Source organism: Enterococcus faecium, assembly GCF_029023785.1.
GTDB lineage: Bacteria > Bacillota > Bacilli > Lactobacillales > Enterococcaceae > Enterococcus_B > Enterococcus_B faecium.
In genome coordinates, this window is record NZ_CP118956.1 from 21,387 (window position 1) to 45,536 (window position 24,150).

The window sequence follows — 24,150 nt, forward strand, 5'->3', positions numbered from 1 at the left end:
AAAAGGGCAATCTTTTCACCAAGTAAAGAATCAAACAAGAAGAGGTGACTGTACATGTTAGAAGCGATTAAAACAGCTTTTTCACCACAAAATGATCAAAAAGTACTTGATCCATTAAAGCAACTAGGAAATCGGGAAATCGAAATTTTAAAATCCAAAGGGTATGATTTAGATTTTTTAAAACAAGTGATGCCACAAGGTGGATTAAATTTCGATGAAGAGTATGTGACCTATGGAAATGGTTATTCACGGTGTGTGACAGTTTATCACTACACAAAAAATCCAACGCTTTTTTGGTTGGCCAATCTCATGAACAATCCTCATACAGTGGCCACACTCGATGTTAGCACAGATGAAAAGCAAAAAGTGATTGATCAAATCAACCGTGCATTAGATGAATTAAATGATCGATCAGATAATGAACGAAAAGCGACTGACCGAAATAAAAGTGCGGAAGAATACCTGGAACTAGCGGAATATGCCCGAAAATTGACTTCTAATGGGGAAATTTCTAAACAAGTCAAAGTGAGAGTACATGTTTACGGAAACACGATTCAAGAAGTAGATGAACGAGCGCAGGAACTGATCGAAAATCTCAAAGGAATGGATTATCGTGCGGTGACTTATCTGCATAAAACCAAACGAGATTGGCAATCGATGTTTACCATGTTCGATGAACAAGCTGAATGGTCCGGAAATATCAAAGGGCAATCACTACCATCGTTAAACATTGGCGGAGGTTTCCCGTTCCACCACCAAACGCTAAAAGATCCAGGAGGGACACAATATGGGGAAACCATGACAGGCGGCCCATTTGTCTGGAATGCGACGTATAAAAATAGTGTACGGTTGTCTACTAATACCTTGCTTCTAGGAATGATGGGAGCTGGTAAATCGACCGTTCTTAAAATGATCGCGGAAGCCCATTTAGCTGCAGGAGACTTTATTTGGGGCTTTGAAAAGGGAAAAGACTTTATTCCTTTCTTAAAGGAATATAACGGTATTATGGTGCGTTTAGACGGATCTGACGGAATGATCAATCCTTTAGAGATATTTGCCACACGGACGTATGATGAAGCATCCAGTTTATATGACGATGGATCAGTCAAAGATTTGAAGATCAATGAAGCAGCGTCCTATCAAACACACTTAGACAAAGTGGTCTATCAGGTACAGTTAGTGAGTCCTCAGCTAAAAGGAACGATGAAAGCAGAATTTAAGACCTACTTAAATCGTTTTTATGAAGAGTATGGAACAGTACCACGCGGCTTTACTTCCTCAAATTCGCGTTCAAATACTGATACGCAAGTCACAGGTAAAGATCCAGAAGCTTATCCGACGTTCAAAGAATTTTTAGACTTTTTAGGACAACTGGAATTACCAGGTGCTTCCCAAGAGAAAAAGAATCGAAAAGAAGAAATGGAATCCATCGTAGAATCCTTATGTGAGACGTATGGCATGATTTTTGATGGTCATAGTACGATTCGACACCTTGACCAACAACAGTTGGTCTTTTTTGACATTGACTCTATTACAGGCTTAGATCGAGGGGTACAACAATGTCAAATGTACATGGCTATGACGTTGATTTGGAATCAGGCATTGATTCAAGGAAGAAGACAACGACGTTTAATTAAAGAAAAACAAATGGAAGAACAAGACTTCAAACGCTTCTTGGCGATGATTGATGAGTGCCATAATGCGATTAATCCAGATTTTATTGAAACGGTAAATTATGTAACAAACTTTCAACGAGAAATGCGTAAAGTAGAAGCAATGACTGTTTTAGCTACACAATCCCCACAAGAAATGGTGCCAGAAAATATGTCTTCTGATAACTTCTCGAAACTGAAGAAAGTCTTTGAATTTTCTTCTACGAAGATCTTTATGCGTATGGATGAATCTATTTTACGTCATATAGAAGGATTAGTTGGTAAATCAATGACAAACTCAGAATTAGAATCCATTCCTCAACAAAATCAAGGAGACGCTGTGATCAATTTTGGCTCAAAAGAAACCATTCGTGTTCATTTTAGTCCGAACAAACGTCAATTAAAATTGTTTGATGGAGGAAAATAATGGAAAACCAAAATGAAAGTTTAATCAAGCAGTATGTTAAGCGTCGTGCAAAGCGACGCTTATTTTTGTGGTTGTTTGGTACTTCTGCAGGTTTGATTACTATTTTGATTACTGTGTTCGTGACCCTTTTTCTAATACTTGCGGCGGGTTCGATTGATCATTCTGATTCAGATTCAAGTAGTGGTGGCGACGCTTTTACAGGAGAATATTCGGAAGGATTACCCATTTATAAAGAAATCAAAGGAAGAGGCCCTTTTTCTGATGAGATTGCGCAATATGCTGTAGGTGCAGCAGTGAAATATAAATTATTACCAAGTGTGATCCTTTCGCAATACGGTTATGAATCAGCGTTTGGTACATCGGCGTCCGCAAGAAATGATCTCAACTATTTTGGGATTACTTGGTTTGATGGTTGTCTGTTTCCTAAAGGAACTGCACGAGGAATTGGTGGCATTGAAGGTGGCTGGTATATGAAGTTTCCCAACTCAAAAGCTGCATTCTCCTATTACGGCTTTATGGTAGCCACACAATCAAATTTTAATGCATGTGTAGGAAATAAAAGCCCTGGCGCAAGCTTATTGATCTTAGGACGAGGTGGTTATGCCGCTGCAGGAATTACTGAAGATAGTCCGTATTATACAGGTTGTATGTCAATTATCACTTCTAATAAATTAACCGAATATGATGAATTCGCGATGAAACATTGGGGTGAAGGTGGTAATGATAATGGCACAATTACTGGTGAATGGACGAATCCATTCCCTGGCAGCAGTTTAGATAAAAGTTCCTTCAGCGGTGGTCAATTATTTGGAACGAATCCAGGCGGTGAATTCCGTCCGAATGGCTTCCATGATGGATTAGACTTTGGTTCAGTTGATCATCCAGGAAGTGAGATTCATGCGGTTCATGGTGGAAAAGTCGTGTACGTTGGAAATCCTGGTATTTCAGGTTTAGGCGCATGTGTGATCGTGATCAATTACGATGGCTTGAATATGGTGTATCAAGAATTTGCGAATAGTACAGGAAATTCTCGTGTGAAAGTAGGCGATCAAATGAAAGTTGGTCAAGTAATCGGGATACGAGATACAGCACACTTGCATTTAGGCTTCACTCGAATGGATTGGCGTCAAGCACAAGGACACGCATTCACAGATGATGGTACATGGATCGATCCATTACCATTTTTGAATAGCAGCAAAAAATAGATCAGGAGAAAAAATATGGAAAATAAAACTTTAAAAATCGTCTTAACAGCTGCAATTAGCGTTAGTTTAATCGGCAATATCGCGTTGTTTTGGCAGCTGAAAGAGGAACAAGCGACAAATACAAATACCTATAAAATTGAAGAAGTGGCTAAAAACGCCTCTGAGAAGCTCAAAAAAAATTCCTCTTCAGCGCAGGCAAAGATCGACAAGTTAAATCAAACTATTAATGAGAAAAACCAAGAAATCGATCAGCTGAAGCAACAAGATGGCACAAAAGCAAAAGAAGAAGTAACTGAAGCACAAAGTAAGACGGCAGAAGAGTTCGGTAAATTGGCCATTGATAAATCATTAAGCAGAAATGAATTAACGGAAAAACTAAAAGATGTAGCAACCCAAGAAGTGATTGACAAATTAAGTCCTGCAGACGATGATCACCAACATGATGATTACGGAAGTTACTCCTTTACATTAGGTGACGTGCAAACTTACGCTCAAACAAGCAGTGTAAAAGAGGAACAAAATTTTGTCGTATTTGTTGATTATACAATCGGCAATCCTCAATTCAAAGATGTCAAACCGCAAAAAATAAAAGGTGGATTAACTGTCACTGAAAAACAAGTAGATGGTCAATGGAAAGTCACAGACTTTAGTTATTTCACTCGTTAGGAGGAAGAAAATGAGTAAGAAAAAAGGAGCAAGACAACGTTTCAAAAAACGAAAAAGTTATCTTAGATGGCTGGGAATCTTTATGATTCTCGGCTTTTTGATTCTTGCTAGTCCGATTTATACGCACAAGAAGGTAGACATACCAGATGAGGTAAGCACGAACGCATTCTTAAACACGAAGGAACTGACGATGGTTTCAAAAGAAAAAGGAGCAAATCAGCAATTAGTTTTTGAATTTGCGATCGACGATGAAGATCAAAGCTTATTAAAAGAACTGGCTAATCTTAATTATCGCGTAGAAGTAAAGACAGCTAAAGGGGATTATCAAGCAATAAAAGCCGAAGTGATCAAAGTTTCTGATGATTATTTTGCAGTGAAGCTATCGCATGTACCAGAAGAATATATTGCTATGCGATTAACCATTATTCCTGAAAAAATCGATCCAAAGGTGGATATGCAAGAACCGCAAGATCTGATTTTTTATATTCACGAAGATAAGGTCAAAGATCAAGTGAAAGACAAAGATTATGAACAACATGCGATCAATTACAAAGTGAAAGGATACAAGAAAGAACAAAAAGTAGCACAAAAACAAATTGAATCTTTCCAAGCAACCATAGATTTGAATGAAGAATTAGTGAAGAAACTAAAAGATCAGTTGCCTTATCAAGTCGCAGATGATCAGGAAAACACTGAAAATAAGATTAATGGTTACCAGCAAGAAATTGAAACATCGAAAACGCAAATGAAAGATCAAGAAGAGATCATTCAAAAACTTCAAGAAAAAATTGATCGTATGACAAAAGAAAATATTTAGTAGAACAGGTGGAGTGAAAGAAATGAAGCGAGCGAACTTGGTCGGCAAAGATATTTTCGCTGAGCAGAAAGTATTGATTAAAGCCTATCTCAAAGTTGTAAAAGTCAAAGATGTATGTCAAGAAGTGAATTTATCTAACACGACAATATCTGAACTGAAGAATGGTAGAAAGAATTTAGACACATTAAAATTGAGATCTTTTGAATCTCTATATATAGCTGCTAAAAAATATTTTACAGCTGATAATAAATAAAAAATCAAGGTGGGTTCTATGTGAAAAAAAGTATCAAAAGTTTTTATGGATTAGCTATATCGCCCTATTTATCGTTGGGTTTCTCGTCAGTGTGTCCGTGATCGTCGGAACGCTTTTTCTTTTGTTCTCTGACGAAGATCTGTTACTTAAGGGGTTAATGAGTACGTTATCGTGTGTTATGTTACTTTACCTATGCATACAGCTCAACGAAATTATGCCCCCTCATTGGCAAGAAAAGAAGAAAGAATTTAAGGAAGAAATCGAAATAAAATCCAATGACTGGATCGAACATACGTGGCTTCCTCTGAAAAGAAATAGCAAACGAAAGGAATTTTGGGCATTGCAATTATGGCCAATAGGAAAACTTTTTAGTTATATGGCTTCACTTATGGTTACTTTAATCGGCTATTTGGTGGTGGTCTATGGGGTGGCCTATTACTTGTTAAGTGAGCCAAAACAGATCGCGGCGTCAAATATTTTCACGGCAGAAATGACAATAATGTGTGTCATGTGCTTTTCTATTTTTAGTTACTTACTCGTCCAATTTGTCAGGCAAAATTTAACAATGAGTAAACTTTTCAAAAGTTTATTGGACTTACTTATCTTAGGCAGTATGTTAACGACTCTAACAGATCGGTTCGAACAATCTGGAAGAACGGTAGAGGGGATAAAGAACTTCTTAACGACGATTGATCAATTTATAAATGGATATATGTATTTGTTTGAAGTAAGCTTTATTCTCGCTTTGTTTGGTTGTGTATTTATAAAACTCATTAAAAGATCAATCGAAAAAGAAATGGTTATTGATCTGATTCCGACGCTGAGCGGCTATGAGTATTACGTTGATTTTGGAAAGTATGAGGAGTTGATCCATACGGATATCGTTCACACGAGTATCCATGAAGTAACCGTTAAGGGCATCAGATCTACTTTAAAAGATGGACAGGAGACGAAAACAATCGACCGAAGAAAAGAGGTCTACAATTTTTATAAAGTTGAAGCAAGTCTACGATATGGCATTGGGAAATTGTGGTTAGATGGGAGTAATATTCAACAAAACAAACCATATGTTTTAGGAAAAGTGGTGATTTAGAACTTCCTATGAAAGATGAATAAATAAGGAGAATCCTTTGAAAATGATTCTTCTTTACAGAATTGTGCTTATAGTTGGCACGGAATTAAAAATCTTAAAGAAGGAGCATTTATTCAAAGTGAAAGAAAATCAGGATCAATTACTATGTAGTAAAGCGGGTATGGTGAACATTGAATACCGAACAGAATATTTAGAATTAATGGATCAAACTGATTTTTTGTCGATTCGAGAGCAACAAGAGCAAGAAAAATTAATGGCTACTTATAGCCAATTGATTGATGAATGGGAACAATTCAAGGAATCTAAAACATAAAATTCCATTTAAACACCTTATTTTTTAAAGAGCATAAGGAAACGTGGGAACACTTTTTAAAAAAAGTGTTCCAATAGGCTGTGCCTATTACGTTTCTCAAAAATAAATGTGGGAACAAAATATTTAAAAATAGGATAGTGAAAGGATAGTGAAGGATAGTAAAAGGAGGGTAGTAGGATAGCAAAAAGGATAGGCTCCTTTTCGCTATCCTTTTTAAATTGGAGGAATTAATATGGAAGTAAGAATAAGAAATGTGGATGAGAAAATCGTAAGAGAAATTGATCGAAGATGTGACGAACTAAGTAACCGTACGGGTCATAAATGGAGTCGTAACGATTATTTAAAATTACTAATAGAAAATGATTTTGATCGTCCTTTGATGGAATATAAAAAAGAAAAGTTTGATCAGTTATTAGAAAAGTTTTCAGAAATTCAAAGCTATAACACAAAGATATTAGAAGAATATGTTAGCCAAAACAATCGTATTTTAGAAATCTTGATCGAGCAAAATAGAGGAAGTGAACTTTGATATGGCAAAGGTTATAGACAAACACATTTACTTTCACCAAACACATATCGATGTGTTGGATGAGATTATTTCTACTCATGCAAAAGTTAAAAACTATAGTGAAGCCGTTCGGTTTCTATGTATGAATTATGATCCAGAAATGGAGAAAAAAGTAAATTCCAATCAAGCAAAGTTGAATGGAATGAGTAAAGAAATTTCTATTTTAACCGAAATGGTTTCAGAGTTTGCAGATCTTCATTTGAAAGATACAGGAATACTAATTGGTACAAATTCAACAGTTTACCAAGAAGCAAAAGAACGTGTGGAAGGAAAAATTAAATCTAATCAAACCAAAAAATATTCCCCTCAGTTGAAGAAACCTGTGAATGAATCTGTTCATGCCAGAGTAGATACATTTGATCCAACGAAGATTCTAAAAAGATAAAAAGTAGAAGGGGAACGTGATGAATAAATCGCCTGCAGTCATTCTTACTTGTCAATTTACCTTGCCCAATAAAAAATCTTTTTCAACATACATTGATTATATGACAAGAGAAAAAGCGCTGGAAGAAATGGAACGACGTACGCCTGAAGAAGAACAGGAACTGCAACGAATCAAGAATGCTTTAGAGGATTTTTATATTCCTGAAGGAGAAACTTTTTCGGAGAGTAAGACGGATAAAGAATTCAGTGAAACGTCGAATGAAGCTCAATCTTTGATGGGGAATGGTATCAATTTTGACAAGTTAGAGGAACAAGATTTTACCAAATATCTTTCTTATATGACCCGTCACTATGCGTTAGAACAAAAGAAAGAACTTACGCAAAGTGAACAAAAAGAATACCAACGCTTGAACCAAGCAATAAAAAAATATCAAACAGAGCCACACAAAAAAGCTTTAGGAAATCTTCCTGGAGTTTTTTCTATGGCTTCAGACGAAGTGAAAGGAAGTGATCTGAAGGAGATTAAGCAAATCTTCCAAAGAGGACAACAAAAAGGCTCAATCATTTATCAAGATGTTGTCTCTCATGATAATTCTTATCTTGAAAAAATAGGATTGTACGATACCAAAACAGATACTTTAGATGAAGAAGGGTTAAAAGCAGCTGGAAGAAAAATGATGGAGACATTATTCGAGAAAGAGCAACTGAATGAAACAGGCTACTGGATGGCAACGATTCACCGCAATACTAAACATATCCATATTCATTTTGCAGTTGTTGAAAAAGAAAATACGCGTAAACCTTACACTGAGGTTGAAAATGGTGTGAGTTATATCGTACCGAAAGGTAAGAGAAGACAAGCAACATTAGACGCAATGAAGACCAATTATGTACATGAGTTAGAACGTTTTTCTTATGAAAAGGATCGAATAATTGGTATGGAGAAACGAAATTTATTGACACGAAAAAGTGATTTGCGTAACAGCTTAACAAAAGTGGTAAAAGAGCCAGTACGTTATGATCGACACGCAATGAACTTATTAAATGAAGTATATAGAACCTTACCTGAAAAACGTTCGGAATGGAATTATGGGGATGAAAATCGAACTAAACTTTCACCATACACAAGAGAGAAACTCGACGAGTTAACCCAATATGTGTTAACAAAAGAACCTGAATATCAAGAATATATACAGATTTCAAAAGCATTGAAAGAAGAAGCAGAAAGTCTTTATGGGGAAAGCAAGAGAGAATCAAAGGATGCAGAGAAAAATGCTCTCTTTGATTTAAAAAAGCGCACAGGAAATGCCATCCTAACAGAGCTGAAGAGACAGGATAGTCAAATAAAACCATTAATAGAAAGTGTTGATCAGATGCAATCTATTTACAATGAACGATCCTTTCGAACGCTTAAACAATTGCCAACGAATGAATACAAATATAGTTACGAAGAATTCATGAAGCGCAGGAAACAATTCCAACAAAGAGTTGTCACGCAGCGGAGTTTACGTCAATTAAATCGAACGATTAATGCCCATGAAGAAAAATACCACGCAAGTAAAGCATACGAAGAGCAACAACGAAGAATTCAAATGGAACAAGAAAGACAGTAGGAGGAAGAGAAATGAAACGATATTTGAATCAATGGAAAGTCATAGAAGGATCACTAAAAAAAGAACGAATCGAACAACTTCCCGATTGTTTGGAAAAAGAGCATTTGTTCCAGATAAGAGAAATGTTGAGAAACGAACAGTTTGATCCAAATCAATTTTTAGTCGTTGAGTACCCAGCTACTGGTGTGTATTGTTGTAATCATGTGAATGGTGAAAAATATTTTATCATTCAAGAATATGAGGGCAAGTTAGCACCTTATTATACTACTTGGGAAATGAATGAAGAGGGAATCAATAACTTTCCATGTAAAAGCATTGAAGAGTCCATTTCACTCACAGAGTGTTAGTTGTTAAGTGAATAAAAGAAGTAAAAGAGTCCTGAACGTGATTGTCCAGGACTCTTTTTTTCAATGAATTGTTTTCCGCCAATTTATTGAGTGGTGCGATTTCCGACTACATTATATCAAAAGAAAGGAGGAAGAAGAAATGGCTTATTCAACTATTGGAGTTGTTGTTGAAAAAAGCAGAGACAATCTCGTTTTTGTGACAGAAATTCAAACAGGCAGATCTTTTGTCGTCACAGACAAAGCGGCAAAAGCTTATCAAAGTGGCGATATTTTAACGTTAAATCTGACTACGAAGACGTTCGTCGATGCGACAGAAGATTATCCATTTGTTTAGGAGGAAACGGACATGGCAGAAGAAAAAGAACCACTAGACAATAGTCGTTTGGGAAAATCAAAAAGAAAATTAGTACGATTGCAAAATGAATTAAACGAACAAATTGAAAAGATGTTTGAACACCAGAGAAAGACCAACGGTCAACCAATGAACGATAAGAGAAATGGGCATTCTTGGTTTAGGCAACAAGAGCGAATCGAAAATAAAGTGCATAGTCTGAGAGAAGAGATCAAGCAACAAGAAAAACAAGTAGAAAAACTTGAAAGACAAGAAGAGATAAAGGAAATGGGCTATAACAAGTACGGCGGACTGGATATGACGATCGAGAATATTCCAAGAATCAAAGAAGAAATCGAACGCTTTGAAAAAGGTGAATCGACTTTTTCAGCCGCTACGATCCGAAAATACCAACGGAAATTGGAAACATTAGAACAGCTGAAAGAAAGATCGGAAAAAGGAAAAGAAAACCTTCTTCCTGAAGTACAAGCAATCATTGACAGCGGACGAGTGACGCAATGGAAAAAAAATCCGACCATTTATTTTCTGAAAGGCTATCGAAAAGTCGCTTTAGAACTGAATGAAAACGGGGAATTTGAGGAATCTAAAAAATACCAAGCCACGTCGGAAGAGGAAAAAGCAGCTGTTCGTGAATTACTTGAAGAGGCTGTACCAACTGATTCTTTGAAGGAGAAAGAAAACGATCATTTTTATCGAGTAGAATTCAACGAAAATGATCCAGAAAAAGGATTGAAAAGTTATGGTGGGGAGATCGTAACATTCGAATTGATCGATCAACTCAAAACGTTGGATAACCAATACGCCGCAGAAGCAGGTTATTATAAATTCTATTTTGAAGAAGTGAAGAACGGAGAAGTAGTCGATCAGATCCGAATGGATCTAGGGGATGGCGTCAACAGTAATCAACCCATCTATTTAGAGTTAGCAAAAATGTGCGAACAAGTACCTGAGAAGGAACAAAAACAATCGGTCAAAAATGAACCTGTTTCGAAAGAACAAATGCAGTCGAAAGAAACAAAAACAAAACAAAAGGGCTATCAAAAACGAACGGCAGAAGAGATTAAACAAGAAGTTAAATCCCTTTCGCAACAGGCACTGGATGCGGTGAAAAAGCATACTCATTCTCCTGAAGACGTCAAAGAACTTTTGAACTTTATGTCTCGTTTTCCAGAACGATCCTTTAGAAATCAATTATTGATTGAGGAACAATTTCCAGGTGCAACGGCTTGTTTAGGTCGTGCCGCGTTGAAAAAAGAAGGAATCTATATCAAAAAAAGGGAACAAGGGAACAAGATCTTTGTCAGAAAAACGGTCAAAGGATTTTATGAGAAAGGACGTGGCTTTGTTCGAGAAATAGAAGCTACACCAGAAGATAAAAAACGAATCGAAAGTGGTCAAATCGAAGTGATCAAAAAAACTTACTACACGATTGAAAAAGTGTTTGATATCACACAAACACAGTTAAAACCTGAAGACTATCCGAAAATCTTTCCGAACCGTGTCTTTGATTTTCAATTGGATAAAAAAGGACAGTCAGAACTTCAAGCTGGGATTCAAGCGGTAGCCAACAATATTGGAATACAAATTCGAGATATGACAGAAAGTGAAGTCTATCAAAGAGAATTAGGACAAGCACGTGGGGCGTATGTTCGTAACGAATTTACTGGCGAAGAAGAAATCGTCATGAATACTCGAAATACTCCTACGCAGCATTTAGCTACAAGTATTCATGAATTAGCCCATGCAAGAATGCACAAATTTTCAGAATTAGATACCGCAACTAAAGAATTGCAGGCAGAAATGACTTCTTATATTGTGTGCAAACATTTTGGAATGGACACGTCGGAGAAAGCTATTCCTTATATTGCAGCATGGACGAAGAATGGTCAGACGTTGGATGATAAGGAAGCTGCGGAACGTGGGAAAATCATGAATGATGTCAGCCGTGTCGCAAATGAATTCATTCAAACCATTTCTAATGAAATCAATCAATACAGAGAAAGAGAACCAGAGATCCAACCAGCAGAAGTGAAGCAGGAGCATAAAAATACTGTAGAAACGGCAGAACAAAAGAATATTGTTCCTGTTGGTTCACTTTGGATCGACAAGAAAGACGGGAAAGTAATGGAAGAAGATACGGGTCGAACGTTACATTTGAAGGATGCGGCGTTTATTGAAGATCCGCAGCATAATCAAGTAATTTTAAAAGGAAAAAGTTATGGAAAAGAGATCCAAACGGCGTTACCTTCAGAAGAATTTGCGCTAGGAAATCCATTCCGATTTTCACTTGAGACAGTGTCAGAAGTGGCAAAACGAAAAAATGAAATCTATTATGAACAACAATTGTCACAAAAAGAACGTGTATAAAACAAGTAAAAAAGACTATCTGAAAAACGGATAGTCTTTTTTCTTTTGGGAGGTTTTAAAATGACCGAGAAAAAAATGAGTCTTATTGATCGATGTAAACAGATCGATATAGTGGATTTTGCTCGAAACAATGGAATGGCTGTAGTCAATAAAGGACGAGACTATCGCTTAGAAGACCATGATTCATTTGTTTTTGATCGAAGAAAACAACGTTTTTATTGGAACAGTCAAAATGTTAGTGGCGACATTATTGAATTAGCTAAACTTTTTTTCATAGACAAAGAGATCCAAGACCCTAAGCAACAATTTAAAGCAGCCACTGATTTTATTCTAAAGAATGAAGACAAAACAGAACGAGTGGAAAATCTTCATTTTGAGACAGAAAAGTACAAAGATCACCCCGTTGATTATCAACCACTCACAGAAAAAGGAAGGAATTATCTGAAGGAAGAACGAAAACTACCAGAGTGGCTGATTGATTATGCAGAAAAAGAAGGGTTGATTGCTGAACTAAAGCCGAAACATGAACGGCAAAATTTTTTAGTTGGAGACGACCGTTTAGATCATGCGGTTGCTTTTTTATGGAAAGATCCACAGACAGGAGATACAGTAGGGGCAAGTTATCAAGGAACGATCGTCGATTTTAATCGTTTCGGTAAACGGGGAACGTATAAACACATTGACAAGAATCCTACGCCAAATCACGGATTTAATTTAAAAATAGGCGATCCGAAGCATTTAAAATTCTTTGAAAGTAGTATTGATCTGTTAAGTTACGCTGCATTGAATCGGGAGAAACTACAAGATGCCTGGTTAGTTTCGATGGACGGGTTAAAACATCATGTAATCAGTCATTACGTTGAAGAGTCGATTTCTGAATTAAGTCGAAAACAAACATTTCCTCAATCGATTGAAGTATGTGTGGACAATGATCGTGCAGGACATATTTTTTATGAAAAAGAACAGATGAAGGGAATCGTTGATCCTTTTACCAATAAGAAAATCCGTTGTGAGCGAGGAATTCCAAATGATTGGCAAGTACCTAAAGAATACAAAGCTACTTATGAAGCAGTCGCAAAAGAAATGAGTGTTGAACCTGAAGCAATTATGGCCATACACAAAACTGAAACTAATTTACAGCTGACAAATCAATTGGTGTCTGCTCATGATGTTCAATCTACGTTTGGAAAGATGTTGGCGAAGGGCGAACCAGTAGAAACAATTGATTTGAAAGAAGCATGTACCACGGTCGCGAAGGAACTGAAAGTATGTGAACGCGCAGATGGAACATACAACTTTGATCGTTTTTATAGTAGAAAAGCCAACATAAAAGACGTTAATGCAGGAATCCTTCTTTCCTATAAAGCAGAACAATACTACAAAGGCTATAAAAAGCATGAACATGAATTTGTACCTGAAGTGAAAAAGGATTGGAATGATCAATTGAAGCATGAGATCCAGCAACAAGAAATCAGAAAGCAAAGACGTGCGATGTTGTTTCAACAAGGCAGACAACAAGAAAGGGAGTGAAGTCGTCACTATGAAAACCGTCATTTTAGCAGAAAAACCGTCACAAGCGAAGGCTTATGCCGATAGCTTTTCTAAAGCTACCCGAAAAGATGGGTATTTTGAGATCCAAGATCGATTGTTTACAGGAGAAACTGTGATCACGTATGGTTTTGGTCATTTAGTCGAGTTAGATTCGCCCGATATGTACGATGAAAAATGGAAACAATGGGCATTAGAACATTTGCCTATTTTCCCCAATCAATACCACTATCATGTTCCTAAAGATAAGAAAAAGCAGTTTAGTGTCGTCAAACGACAGCTGCAGTCAGCTGATACGATTGTGATCGCGACTGATAGCGATCGTGAAGGGGAGCTGATTGCCTGGTCAATCATTCAACAAGCAGGCGCCAATCAAGGAAAAACCTTTAAAAGACTTTGGATCAACTCCTTAGAAAAAGAAGCCATTTATCAGGGATTCCAACAGTTACGAGACGCAGAAGAGACCTATCCAAAATTTGAAGAAGCACAAGCACGTCAGATCGCCGATTGGTTAATTGGGATGAACGGTAGCCCACTGTATAGTTTACTCTTGCAGCAAAAAGGCATACCAGGAAGTTTTTCTTTAGGTAGAGTCCAAACCCCAACACTCTATATGATTTATCAATTGCAGGAAAAGATTAGAAACTTCCAAAAAGAACCATATTTTGAAGGAAAAGCCCAAGTAATCGCTCAAAATGGCGCATTTGATGCGAAGCTTGATCCAAATGAAACCCAAGCGACACAAGAAGCATTTGAAGCCTATTTAAAAGAAAAAGGTGTTCAATTAGGAAAACAGCCAGGTACGATCCTTCAAGTCGAAACAGAGAAAAAAAGTGCGGCTAGCCCACGTCTTTTTTCTTTATCGAGCCTTCAGTCTAAAATGAATCAACTCATGAAAGCTAGTGCCAAAGATACTTTGGAAGCCATGCAAGGGTTGTATGAAGGAAAATATCTAAGCTATCCGCGAACGGATACCCCTTATATTACGGAAGGGGAATATGCGTATCTGTTGGATCACTTAGACGAATACAAGCATTTTTTAAAAGCCGAAGCGATTCCGACTCCTATTCATACACCGAATAGTCGGTATGTGAATAATAAGAAAGTCCAGGAACATTACGCGATCATTCCTACAAAAACGGTTATGACAGCAGCGGCTTTTGAACAACTAAGTCCACTGCAGCAGGCTATTTATGAACAAGTGTTAAAAACAACGGTGGCCATGTTTGCGGAAAAGTATACCTATGAAGAAACAACGATCTTGACGCAAGTTCAGCAGCTTCAGTTAAAGGCAATCGGAAAGGTGCCGCTAGATCTAGGTTGGAAGAAGTTATTTGGAAAAGAGAGCGACGGAAAAGAGAAGGAAGAAGAGCCGCTACTTCCTAAAGTGACAAAAGGAGAAATGGTGACGGTGGATCTACAAGTTCTTGAAAAAGAAACCAAGCCACCACAACCTTATACCGAAGGTACGTTGATCACTGCAATGAAAACAGCTGGGAAAACCGTGGATAGTGAAGAAGCGCAATCCATATTGAAAGAAGTGGAAGGAATCGGTACAGAAGCGACACGGGCGAATATTATTGAAACCTTGAAACAAAAGGAATATATCAAGGTAGAGAAAAATAAGCTCGTGGTGACGAATAAAGGGATTTTGCTTTGCCAAGCCGTGGAAAAAGAGCCGCTGCTTACGAGCGCCGAAATGACCGCCAAATGGGAAAGCTACTTGTTAAAGATCGGTGAACGAAAAGGAACACAAACCACTTTTCTAGCCAATATCCAAAAATTTGTCTCTCACTTATTGGAAGTCGTACCAGGGCAAATCCAATCCACTAATTTTGGATCGACGTTACAAGAAGTGAAAGCAGCCAGTGAAAAGCAAGAAGCCGCGCGTCATTTAGGAATTTGTCCAAAATGCCAGGAACAAGAAGTCTTACTCTATCAAAAGGTGGCAGCCTGTACGTCTGAAGCCTGTGATTTTAAATTATGGACAACGATTGCCAAAAAGAAACTCACAGCGACACAGCTGAAGGAGATCATTCAAAATAGCCGAACAAGCCAACCAGTGAAAGGGTTAAAAGGTCAGAAGGGTTCATTTGAAGCAACGATTGTTTTAAAAGAAGACTTCACTACAGGCTTTGAATTTTCTGAAAAGAAAAAAACGAACTTCAAGAAAAGAACACGCCGCACTGCAAAATAATGGAGGGTTAATCTTATGCGTAATACCACACACAAACAACAAGAAATCGAAAATCAAAAAGCCAAAATTCGTTCAGAACAGGAAAAAATGCGTGCCAGCAAACGAAGACTGCAGCAATTGAAGAACCAGCAGAGGATTCAAAAAGAAATCGAATTAGATCGATAAAATCTTCCTAACTATTGTATACGTATAAACTTATGTTATACTGTTTTTATAAGTTTATACGTATACAAAGGAGGGAGAAAATGACAAAAGCAATGGTATACAAGCTGCTAGAAGAATTTAATGGAACTTTGGCTTTGAAGGATGCCAAAAAAGCGGGCATTTCTCCTGTAACGATCAAACGTATGGTAGATCGAGGGGAGCTGGATCGAGAGTATCCAGGTTTTTTCACCTTACCTGGTCAATTTCCTGATGAATTGTTTATGGCGCAAAAAAAATATGAACGCGGCATTATTTCACATATTACCGCGTTAGATTTGTATGATTTAACAGATATGATCCCTAGACAGATCGATCTGACTGTACCTTACGGTTATCACGTTTCTGAAAAAGGATTGAAGGAATTCGCAGTTGAGCTACACTATACAAAAGCGGAATGGTATGAATTAGGTAAGATTGAAATAAAAAGTCGCTATGGGAATCCTATTATAGCTTATGATCCAGAAAGAACTTTATGTGACATTTGGAATCCCTGGTATACCGTTGAGGATGAAATCAAAGTAAAAGCAATCAAAAACTATATGGAGTCGGACAGAAAAAATCTTAGAAAATTGAATGAGTATCGACGAATTTTACCAACAGACAAAACGATGCGTTCTTATATTATGGCTTTAAATTAAAGGAGAAGATACATGACACCTACGCAGTTAAAAGCAAAAGTGAAGAATATTTCTAGAGAAAAAGAAGTTGATCCGCAGCTTGTTTTAAGACATTTTATGATGGAAAAATTCTTGGAAAAAATCTCAGAGTCTCCTTATCGTGAAAATTTTGTGTTAAAAGGCGGCTTCTTGATTGGCTCAAAGTATGGCATTGAAAATCGCACAACCAAAGATATTGATACGACTTTACGGGAAATGAAAGTAACCAAAGAAACATTAGCAACGGTTCTAAACGAAATTTTTTCAACGCCGACGAAAGAAGGCATTCAATTTGAGATTCAAGGAATGAAAGAAACGAGAGAAGCCGATTACTATCCAGGATTTAGCTTACGTGTGCTGGCACATTTGGAAAACATGCGGCCAGATTTGACTACAGGTGACTCGATCTATCCTGCAACGATCACTCACAGTCATAAATTGATGTTTGAGGATCGAACGATTCCTTTGGAATCCTATCCTACAGAACAAATTATTGCTGAAAAATTAAGTGCAACCTTTGATTTTTTAACAGATAATTCGAGAGGAAAAGATTTTTATGATCTCTATACTATTCCTAAAATGGAGAAGATCGATGAGAAGACCTTGAAAGATAGTGTGAGAAATACATTTACACGTCGAGGAAAAACTGATCCGTTAAAGATATACTATGAAAAGGATATGGATGTACTGAAAAATAGTCACGAGCTAAAAGATACATGGAAGAAATATCAAAAAAGCAATCCTTATGCTGCATCGATCACGTACGATGAGACAATGGATTCGATTAGTAATTTGATGGAAAAAGTGATTCACGTCGAAGAAAAAGAGCGAAAACTAGCTTATCAAAGACACCAACAGATGAATAGAGAAATGGAGAGATAAAGATGATTAATAATGTGACATTAGTAGGACGCTTAACCAAAGATCCTGATTTACGTTATACCGCAAGTGGTACTGCAGTAGCGACTTTTACCCTAGCCGTCAACCGAAATTTCACGAATCAAAACGGCAATCGAGAAGCCGATTTTATTAACTGCGTGATTTGGCGCAAACCAGCAGAAACAATGGCGACATTAGCTAAAAAAGGTAGCTTGATTGGTGTAGTTGGGCGGATTCAAACGCGGACTTACGACAACCAGCAAGGACAACGTGTATATGTGACTGAAGTTGTAGCAGATAACTTTCAACTATTAGAAAGTAAAGCAGCGACAGAGAGCCGTGCGCACGCTGATCAATCGTCCACCAGTCCAAGCACCGCCACCTTTGAACAACGGGATACAGCGACGCCTAACAACAATGGATTGAACGCTTCACAGAATCCATTTGGTGGACAATCAATCGATATTAGCGATGATGATCTACCGTTTTAGTTTGAGAAAGAAGGAGTAAGCATGGCAAAAAAATTAGTCTGACGATGGATCTATTGATACCCGTAATTGCATTTATAGACGGGATTTCTTTGGGCGTCACTGAAAATCCTTTGGTAAATAGAATTGCGAAAGGATCACTATTTCTTGTATTCGTGTATCTTGTCTGTTCTTATCTTTTAAAAAGAGCAGGAAAGGATAATTCCTTTTGGCGATTGACTAAAGTCACAGTAGCAGCGACAGCTGTTATACTTACGGCTATTCTACCGCTTTATATGTAGAGTTAACGGGAAATCGTTGAACTTCTTGCGAAATATTGCTATAATGAACATGAAAAAGAGGAGTTGCGCTAACAACCCCTCATTAACAGCACCGATTAAAGAACGGTGGCAGAATATTAGTTATTTGGAAATAACCGCTGACCTGCTAAAGTAGACGGTTATTTCTTTTTGTCATTTTTAAGCATATTTACAATCAAACTAATCAAAGCAATGGTAAACATACCAAAACCAAGAATGGTTTGAATTGTCTCATATGCGGACAAAAGGCTTACTCCTTTCATAGATTTTAGCACTTACATTCATAAGCACCACCACCTTTCCAGAAGTCGCCACCGTCTTCAAACTTTACTGTCTTGACTATTATAGCATATCTAAAATCGAATAAAAATTCTCAATTTTAACTGTTTTTGCTATAATTTTAGCGAGGTGATCGTGATGAACAAATATGTTGGTTTGCTTGATAAAATCCGAGTAATAAAAACACAACCATTATTGGTTCGCTTTACTTTACAAACAATTCATGAATCGATTAATTGTGTAGTTGCAGATATTGAAATTATCGATAAATTGTTAATTATGGATGATGGAAAATACAATATTGCCGTCACAGGTCATTTCAATAAACGGAATCAATTAGTCATTGAATCGATGCAAATTAGAAACCCTGATCATTTTACGCGAGCAATGGGCATATAAATAAAAGAAGAGCTGCAATCCTAATGTAGGACTGCAGCTCTTTTTGTTTTACATAGAAACAGGAAGAAAGGGAAAGGCCTGTTTAGGAAGGCACAAGCGCCTTCTCAATTGAAAAACCTTTCTCTCACTCCAACCGCCACCGCCGTTCGAGAAGAAAGGAAGTGAACGTTGCACGTTCACTAAGATAAGGGGCCTTGCTTTGTAAGACAAAATAGGAAAAGCTTCCTCTCACCAAAAGGTTCGTTCCTGTTCGCTATCTCTTTATTGATTTGCCAGACCGGCAACAAGTTGCCTTTTATCACCAAAAAGCGACAAGGACAAGGGTAAATGGCACGCTGCGCGCCCTTGTCCTTGTCGCTTTTCGTTGATTCATTCTGGCCAACAAATCAATAAAGAAAGAACTAACGAAAGGAAGTAAAACCTTTCCTAAGAGGAGGCAGAATCAATCATGCGAAAGAAATTTGATTATTGGGGTGTTCCCTTCAGCGAATTATTCCCAAACTATCATGCACCACATACTGTCGAATGCGATTGTGGAGAAAGAGCGAAATGTATCAAAAGCTATTGTTTGTATCAATGTCCAACATGCGGGAAAAAATATACCTTGTCTTATGGCGATTATATTTTGATTGAGGAGAAAGGAAAGAAACGCTGATGAAAACACAACACAAATTATTGACTGTAAAAGAAGTCGTTCAAATTTTGGTGGACAAAGAAGTCATTTCTGAAAAAGTAGCAGAAGCTTTACTTATTCCGCGGTACTGGACGATAGAAACCCCTTTAGTAGAGGATGCACCGACTATGCTATTTGAAGACCTAGTGAAGATTGCAGGATGTGAACTGCATTATCAAGAAAACTTGGAAACTTATGAAAACGAATATTGGTTAACCAAATTAGAGAACTAAAAAGGAGAAAAAATATGGCTCAAAATTACTATGACGAATTTGTCAAATTACCTTTGGATAAAATGGCACAAAAAATGGAGGATATGACGTTCCTAGACAACGAAACACGTGTTCCAAAAAAACATTATAAAGAAAAATTGTCGGTAGCTGTGGAAGAAATGATTGAATTAGGTGTCGAAATGAATCTTATTGCGACGTACTATCGAACACTGGAAGAACTGAAAAAGCAAAATGCAAAATGGTTTTTCCAAGCCTTACTATGCTTGGAAGTAGGTGTCAAACCAAGCACTATTAAACCTTCTGAATATCAAGCTTTAGAACTAACGTATGCGAAATTTGTCGAAACGAAAAAAGCCAAGACTGTTTCAAGTGAATGGTTAGATTATTTTGAAAATATCAATAAGTATGGCGCCTATTACACCATGAAAAAGGAGGACAACGAAAATGAATAAGGTGATTTATCAACTAACAACGGATTCCATATCAACGATTTGAAAGAAAAAAAGGTCAATAATCATTTATACCGAAAAGTGAGAATGTGTGAAATAAGGACAAAAAAAGCCTAGTAACTAAGGGAATGGTTCTTATTTCGCACCAACCGCCCCCGCCGCTTAGGTGGTGCGAAATAAACGGGCAAAGCCCGATAACTTAAGAGAAAGAAGGTGATCCATTTGAACAAGATTATTCCCTTATTGTTAGTACTGTTTGTTGGTTTTAAGCCATTGTTCCACTTCTCTTGCTGTGTATTGGCTGCCCAAGTCAGTGTGTAGAATCATTCCTTCTGGAATGTGATAATGTATTTTTGCTTTATTCAATGTTTGGATGACACAATCCACAGTCATTCGTTTTGAAAATGTATAACTAATAATTTTTTTCGTGTGTAAATCCATGATTGAAGATAAGTAACACCAACCATTTTTCTTAGTAGGAATGTACGTAATGTCAGCTGCCCATTTCTCACAGATCGTTTCAGTAGAAAAGTCCTGATTTAAGAGATTCTCTTTTGAAATGATCGGTTTATTAGACCTTTGAGGTCTATATTTTTTAACTACAATCGACCTTAAATTTAATTGTTTCATTAGCTTTTGGACATGTTTAAGAGATACTGAAATCCCTTCTTTTAATAAAACTTGATGGATCTTTGTGGCACCATAGCGTTGTTTATTCGTAAAAAAAATTGTTGAAATCTTCTTTTTCAACTTATTATTTCTGATTTCTGTAGCTGTCAACGGTTTATTCTTATAAAAATAATAGACACTTCTAGGGATTTCTAATAACCGACACAACAAAGAAACAGTGTAATCCTTACACCATTTTTCAATAAATTGAACAAGCGAATTTAGGTTTTCCGAGAGAATATGGCTGCGGCTTTTTTTAAGATTTCAAGTTCCTCATTTAAACGAGCATTTTCTTTTCTCAGTTCAGCTACTTCTTTTCCAGTCAGTCCTGTGGACTGATCAGGTAAATATAAATTCTTCCATTTGTAAATCGTTGCTTCAGATAAGCCATATTCTTTCGCTAACCCTTGAACAGAACGTCCAGTTTGATTCAGTTCAACAATCATTTGTTTAAAATTTTCTTCATATCGGGTCATAAAAATTCATCCTCTCGTAGATAAGTTTAATTTATTCTTGTCTCTACGAAAAGCTGTCTAAGATTTGATACTAACACCAGGTTCCATGGAAGTTCGAATACCCAACAATTTAGTTTTTGCGCTACCACTATAAAGTAAATCAATAACAGTAATTGCCAAAGAATTAAAAAAACCCACTCCTACACCAAAGACAATCCTAGAAATTAATATTACATAGTAATTATCAATAAAGAAAGGTACCACACCTGCAAAACCGGCCAATAAAAGCCCTAATATTACAGTTTTTTTGATACCTATTTTTTTAGAAATAAAATTTGCAATTATTAAGGAAATGACAACTGAAAATTGTTGTACAGTACTTAAACTTTCAATAGCAGCCTCTGAAATATTATTATAATGGTTACTAATATCTGGCAACAGCGGAGAAATTGCCGGTCCTGTTGTGATAATAAGGGAAACGCTTAAAACCGATATTTTTGTTAATAAGTTTAATTTATTTTGTTTATTCATTCATATCAACCTTTCATTTACAAGAATAAAAGTAACGTTTAATATTTTTTAATTTTATGATTTGTCAAATTAAGCTAGAATAAAATGCTTCTTGTACATAGCTCAAAAATATTTCGATTGGTGTTCTGTAATTCAATGATTTTCTTGGAATATGATTACGTTGATTGCTGACACTGGAAATAAATGTCTGATTCACTTCTCTAAAATCCATTGATTTCGGCAGTCCATTACGACGCAGAATCCCGTTAGAATTCTCGTTTAATGGGCGTTGAGAAGGTGTTCCAGGGTCCGCAAAATATATATCAATATCATGTTGGTTACTAATGGCTTTCCAGTTAGAAAATTCTTTTCCACAGTCAAACGTAATAGATTTAAAGAAGTTTTTAGGGAAGCGAGAAAACCATTGATTAAGGGCAGTTTCAATCGGCTTATTATGTTGAAGATAATATGATTCTATCATTGTCAGTTCGTCTATGGTAAGATGTTTGTAGGTCATTTATGGTTACACTCCTTTGTTTTCTTTCGTCGGAAATACAATTTGAGTGTACCATAAATGCCTTTTTATTTTTCTAACTTAATTTTACAATTCGCGTAATTTAATGCGCTTTAAAGTAGTTTTTTATGATTTGCTTTTTATTAATTTGCTGGCTTTAATGAAATCACGTTGTATCCAGAATGAGATTAGCAGTGCCAATAGATCAATCAAAATAAAGGCAGCTAATGTCAAAGTATAATTGTGGAACAGTTGATGTGTTAATGATAATAGTAATGGTCCAACAACTCCGGCAGCAGCCCATGCTGTCAGTACATATCCATGAACAGCTCCTAATTCTTTAGTACCAAAGACATCACCTAAGTAGGCTGGGATGACAGAAAAGCCTGCTCCATAACAAGACATCAACAAGCATAATGCAATGACAAATAGGAGCGGTAATTTGAAGATGAGCATGGCTGAAAGCATTACAATATCGAGAATAAAAATGGCACTGAAAGTAGCAGGGCGCCCGATATAATCAGACAAAGTTGCCCATATCAAACGTCCAAAGCCATTGAAAAGGCCTATGATTCCAACCATAATTGCGGCTGTTTGGACAGACATGCCGGTCATACTTTGAGCCATGGGGGATGCAGCTGAGACAAGGCCGATCCCGCATGTAATATTGATAAAGAACATTATCCAAAGAAAAGTGAAGGATTTAGTTTTGAGGGCTTGGTTAGCTGTTAGCTCCGGTCCTCGGGTTAGACGTGTTCCCTTTTTTTGAGAAATGCTATTTTCAGTAGTGCTTGATAGTGCCAGATTTGGACGAACAATAAACTGTGCAGCGAGCAGCATAATAACAAAATAAAATGTTCCTAAGAGATAGAATGTTTGTTCAAGACCAACACTAGCCATTAGCTGTTGAGCAACAGGACCAGTCAGCATTGCTGCAAAACCAAATCCCATAATAGCTAACCCCGTTGCTAAACCGCGTTTGTCTGGAAACCATTTAATAATTGTTGATACAGGGGTAACGTATCCTGCTCCCAGTCCTAAGCCGCCTATGACACCATATGAGAGATATAATAGCCAAATTGAATTTTGATGGATAGCCCAACCAGTCATAATGGTTCCAGTTCCGTAAAGAAAGCTAGCAATAGTTCCCGTTAGTCTAGGGCCTATTTTTTCAACGACTTTGCCCATAAAGGCGGCTGACATTCCCAAGAAGAAAATAGCGATACTAAATGCAAGAGCGACTGAGGATTCTGCCCAACCATTTTGTTTTGCAATTGGATTAGTAAAAACACTCCAAGCATAAACGGAACCAATCATTAAATGAAACATGACACCTGCAAACGCAACAACATAGCGATTTGTTTTCAACAACAATTCCTCCATTTTTGATAGTATACGAACAATTTAAACGTTGTTCACAACCATTGTTGGCATATAAGAATAATATCACATTGATTATCACATTTAAACAATTAAATTTTAGTATAAGACGAATTTTAACGTTAGCTAATGAAAAGTACATTTAAGTTAGCTATAGTACTGGGAAAAAACAAATTACGGTTGCTGTTTTTGAACAAATAAAAAAGCACAGGGAACCTAAAGTGCTCCATAATTGTTAGACAAGAAATCTAACAGTTATGG

The 24,150-nt window shown here is 36.9% G+C and carries 29 protein-coding genes and 1 pseudogene; 24 read left to right on the plus strand and 6 right to left on the minus strand.

What is annotated here, in order from left to right; all coding sequences use genetic code 11:
• Positions 1 to 54 precede the first annotated feature (54 nt).
• The 20 genes from PYW34_RS12380 to PYW34_RS12475 all read left to right on the plus strand — a co-directional run bounded on the left by PYW34_RS12380 (position 55) and on the right by PYW34_RS12475 (position 18,310).
• Positions 55 to 2,079, plus strand: coding sequence for a VirB4 family type IV secretion system protein (locus PYW34_RS12380; protein WP_002331348.1), 2,025 nt, complete (start codon positions 55 to 57; stop codon positions 2,077 to 2,079).
• Positions 2,079 to 3,284 carry a glucosaminidase domain-containing protein gene (locus PYW34_RS12385; RefSeq protein ID WP_002334595.1) on the plus strand — a complete coding sequence of 402 codons (1,206 nt, stop codon included), beginning with the start codon at positions 2,079 to 2,081 and terminating at the stop codon, positions 3,282 to 3,284. The genes PYW34_RS12380 and PYW34_RS12385 overlap by 1 nt, the downstream gene beginning before the upstream one ends.
• Before the next feature lie 15 nt (positions 3,285 to 3,299).
• Entirely contained in the window at positions 3,300 to 3,950 is a 651-nt protein-coding gene (locus tag PYW34_RS12390; RefSeq protein ID WP_002297495.1) for a hypothetical protein, read from the plus strand.
• Positions 3,951 to 3,960: 10 nt separating this feature from the next.
• Positions 3,961 to 4,767: a hypothetical protein gene (locus PYW34_RS12395; RefSeq protein ID WP_002334594.1), complete on the plus strand. Its 807-nt coding sequence runs from the start codon at positions 3,961 to 3,963 to the stop codon at positions 4,765 to 4,767.
• Between the two features lie 22 nt (positions 4,768 to 4,789).
• Positions 4,790 to 5,020 carry a hypothetical protein gene (locus PYW34_RS12400; protein WP_002297493.1) on the plus strand — a complete coding sequence of 77 codons (231 nt, stop codon included), beginning with the start codon at positions 4,790 to 4,792 and terminating at the stop codon, positions 5,018 to 5,020.
• A gap of 157 nt (positions 5,021 to 5,177) precedes the next feature.
• Positions 5,178 to 6,113: a hypothetical protein gene (locus tag PYW34_RS12405; RefSeq protein WP_002297492.1), complete on the plus strand. Its 936-nt coding sequence runs from the start codon at positions 5,178 to 5,180 to the stop codon at positions 6,111 to 6,113.
• 43 nt (positions 6,114 to 6,156) lie between these two features.
• Complete coding sequence (locus tag PYW34_RS12410) at positions 6,157 to 6,426, plus strand: hypothetical protein (RefSeq protein WP_002331351.1); 270 nt, start codon at positions 6,157 to 6,159, stop codon at positions 6,424 to 6,426.
• A 232-nt stretch (positions 6,427 to 6,658) separates the two neighbouring features.
• Complete coding sequence (locus tag PYW34_RS12415) at positions 6,659 to 6,955, plus strand: hypothetical protein (protein WP_002299246.1); 297 nt, start codon at positions 6,659 to 6,661, stop codon at positions 6,953 to 6,955.
• A 1-nt stretch (position 6,956) separates the two neighbouring features.
• Entirely contained in the window at positions 6,957 to 7,379 is a 423-nt protein-coding gene (locus tag PYW34_RS12420; RefSeq protein WP_002334593.1) for a hypothetical protein, read from the plus strand.
• A 19-nt stretch (positions 7,380 to 7,398) separates the two neighbouring features.
• Positions 7,399 to 8,991: a MobP2 family relaxase gene (mobP2, locus tag PYW34_RS12425; protein WP_002334592.1), complete on the plus strand. Its 1,593-nt coding sequence runs from the start codon at positions 7,399 to 7,401 to the stop codon at positions 8,989 to 8,991.
• A gap of 11 nt (positions 8,992 to 9,002) precedes the next feature.
• A complete protein-coding gene (locus PYW34_RS12430; RefSeq protein ID WP_002295640.1) occupies positions 9,003 to 9,338 on the plus strand; it encodes a hypothetical protein in 336 nt (111 codons plus the stop codon).
• A 139-nt stretch (positions 9,339 to 9,477) separates the two neighbouring features.
• Positions 9,478 to 9,672 (plus strand): hypothetical protein, encoded by a 195-nt coding sequence (locus tag PYW34_RS12435; protein ID WP_002295639.1) that lies wholly within the window; start codon positions 9,478 to 9,480, stop codon positions 9,670 to 9,672.
• A gap of 12 nt (positions 9,673 to 9,684) precedes the next feature.
• Positions 9,685 to 12,057, plus strand: coding sequence for a hypothetical protein (locus PYW34_RS12440; protein ID WP_002334591.1), 2,373 nt, complete (start codon positions 9,685 to 9,687; stop codon positions 12,055 to 12,057).
• 60 nt (positions 12,058 to 12,117) lie between these two features.
• Positions 12,118 to 13,587, plus strand: coding sequence for a toprim domain-containing protein (locus PYW34_RS12445; RefSeq protein ID WP_002334590.1), 1,470 nt, complete (start codon positions 12,118 to 12,120; stop codon positions 13,585 to 13,587).
• A gap of 10 nt (positions 13,588 to 13,597) precedes the next feature.
• Positions 13,598 to 15,802: a type IA DNA topoisomerase gene (locus PYW34_RS12450; RefSeq protein WP_002331358.1), complete on the plus strand. Its 2,205-nt coding sequence runs from the start codon at positions 13,598 to 13,600 to the stop codon at positions 15,800 to 15,802.
• Between the two features lie 15 nt (positions 15,803 to 15,817).
• On the plus strand, positions 15,818 to 15,967 hold the full coding sequence (locus PYW34_RS12455) for a hypothetical protein (protein ID WP_002295632.1): 150 nt from the start codon (positions 15,818 to 15,820) through the stop codon (positions 15,965 to 15,967).
• An 80-nt stretch (positions 15,968 to 16,047) separates the two neighbouring features.
• A complete protein-coding gene (locus tag PYW34_RS12460) occupies positions 16,048 to 16,644 on the plus strand; it encodes a type IV toxin-antitoxin system AbiEi family antitoxin domain-containing protein (RefSeq protein ID WP_002299811.1) in 597 nt (198 codons plus the stop codon).
• Between the two features lie 12 nt (positions 16,645 to 16,656).
• On the plus strand, positions 16,657 to 17,544 hold the full coding sequence (locus tag PYW34_RS12465; protein ID WP_002334589.1) for a nucleotidyl transferase AbiEii/AbiGii toxin family protein: 888 nt from the start codon (positions 16,657 to 16,659) through the stop codon (positions 17,542 to 17,544).
• Between the two features lie 2 nt (positions 17,545 to 17,546).
• On the plus strand, positions 17,547 to 18,032 hold the full coding sequence (gene ssb, locus PYW34_RS12470; RefSeq protein WP_002295626.1) for a single-stranded DNA-binding protein: 486 nt from the start codon (positions 17,547 to 17,549) through the stop codon (positions 18,030 to 18,032).
• A gap of 44 nt (positions 18,033 to 18,076) precedes the next feature.
• Positions 18,077 to 18,310 carry a hypothetical protein gene (locus PYW34_RS12475; RefSeq protein WP_002303482.1) on the plus strand — a complete coding sequence of 78 codons (234 nt, stop codon included), beginning with the start codon at positions 18,077 to 18,079 and terminating at the stop codon, positions 18,308 to 18,310.
• Positions 18,311 to 18,468: 158 nt separating this feature from the next.
• On the opposite strand, the gene PYW34_RS12480 is transcribed toward PYW34_RS12475, so the two are convergent.
• Positions 18,469 to 18,591: a putative holin-like toxin gene (locus tag PYW34_RS12480; RefSeq protein WP_002295624.1), complete on the minus strand. Its 123-nt coding sequence runs from the start codon at positions 18,589 to 18,591 to the stop codon at positions 18,469 to 18,471.
• 154 nt (positions 18,592 to 18,745) lie between these two features.
• Here PYW34_RS12480 and PYW34_RS12485 point away from each other — a divergent pair, with 154 nt between their 5' ends.
• The 4 genes from PYW34_RS12485 (at position 18,746) to PYW34_RS12500 (ending at position 20,364) form a co-directional block, all read left to right on the plus strand.
• Positions 18,746 to 19,006, plus strand: a complete 261-nt coding sequence (locus PYW34_RS12485; protein WP_002334588.1) for a hypothetical protein — start codon at positions 18,746 to 18,748, stop codon at positions 19,004 to 19,006.
• Positions 19,007 to 19,454: 448 nt separating this feature from the next.
• Positions 19,455 to 19,661, plus strand: a complete 207-nt coding sequence (locus tag PYW34_RS12490; protein ID WP_002330430.1) for a hypothetical protein — start codon at positions 19,455 to 19,457, stop codon at positions 19,659 to 19,661.
• Positions 19,661 to 19,912: a hypothetical protein gene (locus PYW34_RS12495; protein ID WP_002293542.1), complete on the plus strand. Its 252-nt coding sequence runs from the start codon at positions 19,661 to 19,663 to the stop codon at positions 19,910 to 19,912. The genes PYW34_RS12490 and PYW34_RS12495 overlap by 1 nt, the downstream gene beginning before the upstream one ends.
• Before the next feature lie 14 nt (positions 19,913 to 19,926).
• A complete protein-coding gene (locus PYW34_RS12500) occupies positions 19,927 to 20,364 on the plus strand; it encodes a hypothetical protein (protein ID WP_002334587.1) in 438 nt (145 codons plus the stop codon).
• Between the two features lie 243 nt (positions 20,365 to 20,607).
• Here PYW34_RS12500 and PYW34_RS12505 read toward each other — a convergent pair whose 3' ends face one another.
• From PYW34_RS12505 to PYW34_RS12525, 5 genes and pseudogenes are all read right to left on the minus strand, one after another.
• On the minus strand, positions 20,608 to 21,270 hold the full coding sequence (locus PYW34_RS12505; protein ID WP_115354390.1) for an IS3 family transposase: 663 nt from the start codon (positions 21,268 to 21,270) through the stop codon (positions 20,608 to 20,610).
• Positions 21,252 to 21,506 (minus strand): transposase, encoded by a 255-nt coding sequence (locus tag PYW34_RS12510; RefSeq protein ID WP_002311014.1) that lies wholly within the window; start codon positions 21,504 to 21,506, stop codon positions 21,252 to 21,254. The genes PYW34_RS12505 and PYW34_RS12510 overlap by 19 nt, the downstream gene beginning before the upstream one ends.
• Before the next feature lie 57 nt (positions 21,507 to 21,563).
• Positions 21,564 to 22,016 (minus strand): MFS transporter, encoded by a 453-nt coding sequence (locus tag PYW34_RS12515; RefSeq protein WP_047642084.1) that lies wholly within the window; start codon positions 22,014 to 22,016, stop codon positions 21,564 to 21,566.
• A 64-nt stretch (positions 22,017 to 22,080) separates the two neighbouring features.
• A pseudogene (locus PYW34_RS12520) lies at positions 22,081 to 22,440 on the minus strand (IS30 family transposase); the annotation flags it as partial.
• 195 nt (positions 22,441 to 22,635) lie between these two features.
• Positions 22,636 to 23,877 (minus strand): L-lactate MFS transporter, encoded by a 1,242-nt coding sequence (locus tag PYW34_RS12525; protein WP_002334583.1) that lies wholly within the window; start codon positions 23,875 to 23,877, stop codon positions 22,636 to 22,638.
• Positions 23,878 to 24,150 lie beyond the last annotated feature (273 nt).

Excerpts from the sequence above, each read along its gene's own strand:
- PYW34_RS12380 (WP_002331348.1), top strand. The coding sequence starts at position 55 with ATGTTAGAAGCGATTAAAACAGCTTTTTCACCACAAAATGATCAAAAA.
- PYW34_RS12385 (WP_002334595.1), top strand. The coding sequence starts at position 2,079 with ATGGAAAACCAAAATGAAAGTTTAATCAAGCAGTATGTTAAGCGTCGT.
- PYW34_RS12390 (WP_002297495.1), top strand. The coding sequence starts at position 3,300 with ATGGAAAATAAAACTTTAAAAATCGTCTTAACAGCTGCAATTAGCGTT.
- PYW34_RS12395 (WP_002334594.1), top strand. The coding sequence starts at position 3,961 with ATGAGTAAGAAAAAAGGAGCAAGACAACGTTTCAAAAAACGAAAAAGT.
- PYW34_RS12400 (WP_002297493.1), top strand. The coding sequence starts at position 4,790 with ATGAAGCGAGCGAACTTGGTCGGCAAAGATATTTTCGCTGAGCAGAAA.
- PYW34_RS12405 (WP_002297492.1), top strand. The coding sequence starts at position 5,178 with ATGAGTACGTTATCGTGTGTTATGTTACTTTACCTATGCATACAGCTC.
- PYW34_RS12410 (WP_002331351.1), top strand. The coding sequence starts at position 6,157 with ATGATTCTTCTTTACAGAATTGTGCTTATAGTTGGCACGGAATTAAAA.
- PYW34_RS12415 (WP_002299246.1), top strand. The coding sequence starts at position 6,659 with ATGGAAGTAAGAATAAGAAATGTGGATGAGAAAATCGTAAGAGAAATT.
- PYW34_RS12420 (WP_002334593.1), top strand. The coding sequence starts at position 6,957 with ATGGCAAAGGTTATAGACAAACACATTTACTTTCACCAAACACATATC.
- mobP2 (WP_002334592.1), top strand. The coding sequence starts at position 7,399 with ATGAATAAATCGCCTGCAGTCATTCTTACTTGTCAATTTACCTTGCCC.
- PYW34_RS12430 (WP_002295640.1), top strand. The coding sequence starts at position 9,003 with ATGAAACGATATTTGAATCAATGGAAAGTCATAGAAGGATCACTAAAA.
- PYW34_RS12435 (WP_002295639.1), top strand. The coding sequence starts at position 9,478 with ATGGCTTATTCAACTATTGGAGTTGTTGTTGAAAAAAGCAGAGACAAT.
- PYW34_RS12440 (WP_002334591.1), top strand. The coding sequence starts at position 9,685 with ATGGCAGAAGAAAAAGAACCACTAGACAATAGTCGTTTGGGAAAATCA.
- PYW34_RS12445 (WP_002334590.1), top strand. The coding sequence starts at position 12,118 with ATGACCGAGAAAAAAATGAGTCTTATTGATCGATGTAAACAGATCGAT.
- PYW34_RS12450 (WP_002331358.1), top strand. The coding sequence starts at position 13,598 with ATGAAAACCGTCATTTTAGCAGAAAAACCGTCACAAGCGAAGGCTTAT.
- PYW34_RS12455 (WP_002295632.1), top strand. The coding sequence starts at position 15,818 with ATGCGTAATACCACACACAAACAACAAGAAATCGAAAATCAAAAAGCC.
- PYW34_RS12460 (WP_002299811.1), top strand. The coding sequence starts at position 16,048 with ATGACAAAAGCAATGGTATACAAGCTGCTAGAAGAATTTAATGGAACT.
- PYW34_RS12465 (WP_002334589.1), top strand. The coding sequence starts at position 16,657 with ATGACACCTACGCAGTTAAAAGCAAAAGTGAAGAATATTTCTAGAGAA.
- ssb (WP_002295626.1), top strand. The coding sequence starts at position 17,547 with ATGATTAATAATGTGACATTAGTAGGACGCTTAACCAAAGATCCTGAT.
- PYW34_RS12475 (WP_002303482.1), top strand. The coding sequence starts at position 18,077 with ATGGATCTATTGATACCCGTAATTGCATTTATAGACGGGATTTCTTTG.
- PYW34_RS12480 (WP_002295624.1), bottom strand. The coding sequence starts at position 18,591 with ATGAAAGGAGTAAGCCTTTTGTCCGCATATGAGACAATTCAAACCATT.
- PYW34_RS12485 (WP_002334588.1), top strand. The coding sequence starts at position 18,746 with ATGAACAAATATGTTGGTTTGCTTGATAAAATCCGAGTAATAAAAACA.
- PYW34_RS12490 (WP_002330430.1), top strand. The coding sequence starts at position 19,455 with ATGCGAAAGAAATTTGATTATTGGGGTGTTCCCTTCAGCGAATTATTC.
- PYW34_RS12495 (WP_002293542.1), top strand. The coding sequence starts at position 19,661 with ATGAAAACACAACACAAATTATTGACTGTAAAAGAAGTCGTTCAAATT.
- PYW34_RS12500 (WP_002334587.1), top strand. The coding sequence starts at position 19,927 with ATGGCTCAAAATTACTATGACGAATTTGTCAAATTACCTTTGGATAAA.
- PYW34_RS12510 (WP_002311014.1), bottom strand. The coding sequence starts at position 21,506 with ATGACCCGATATGAAGAAAATTTTAAACAAATGATTGTTGAACTGAAT.
- PYW34_RS12515 (WP_047642084.1), bottom strand. The coding sequence starts at position 22,016 with ATGAATAAACAAAATAAATTAAACTTATTAACAAAAATATCGGTTTTA.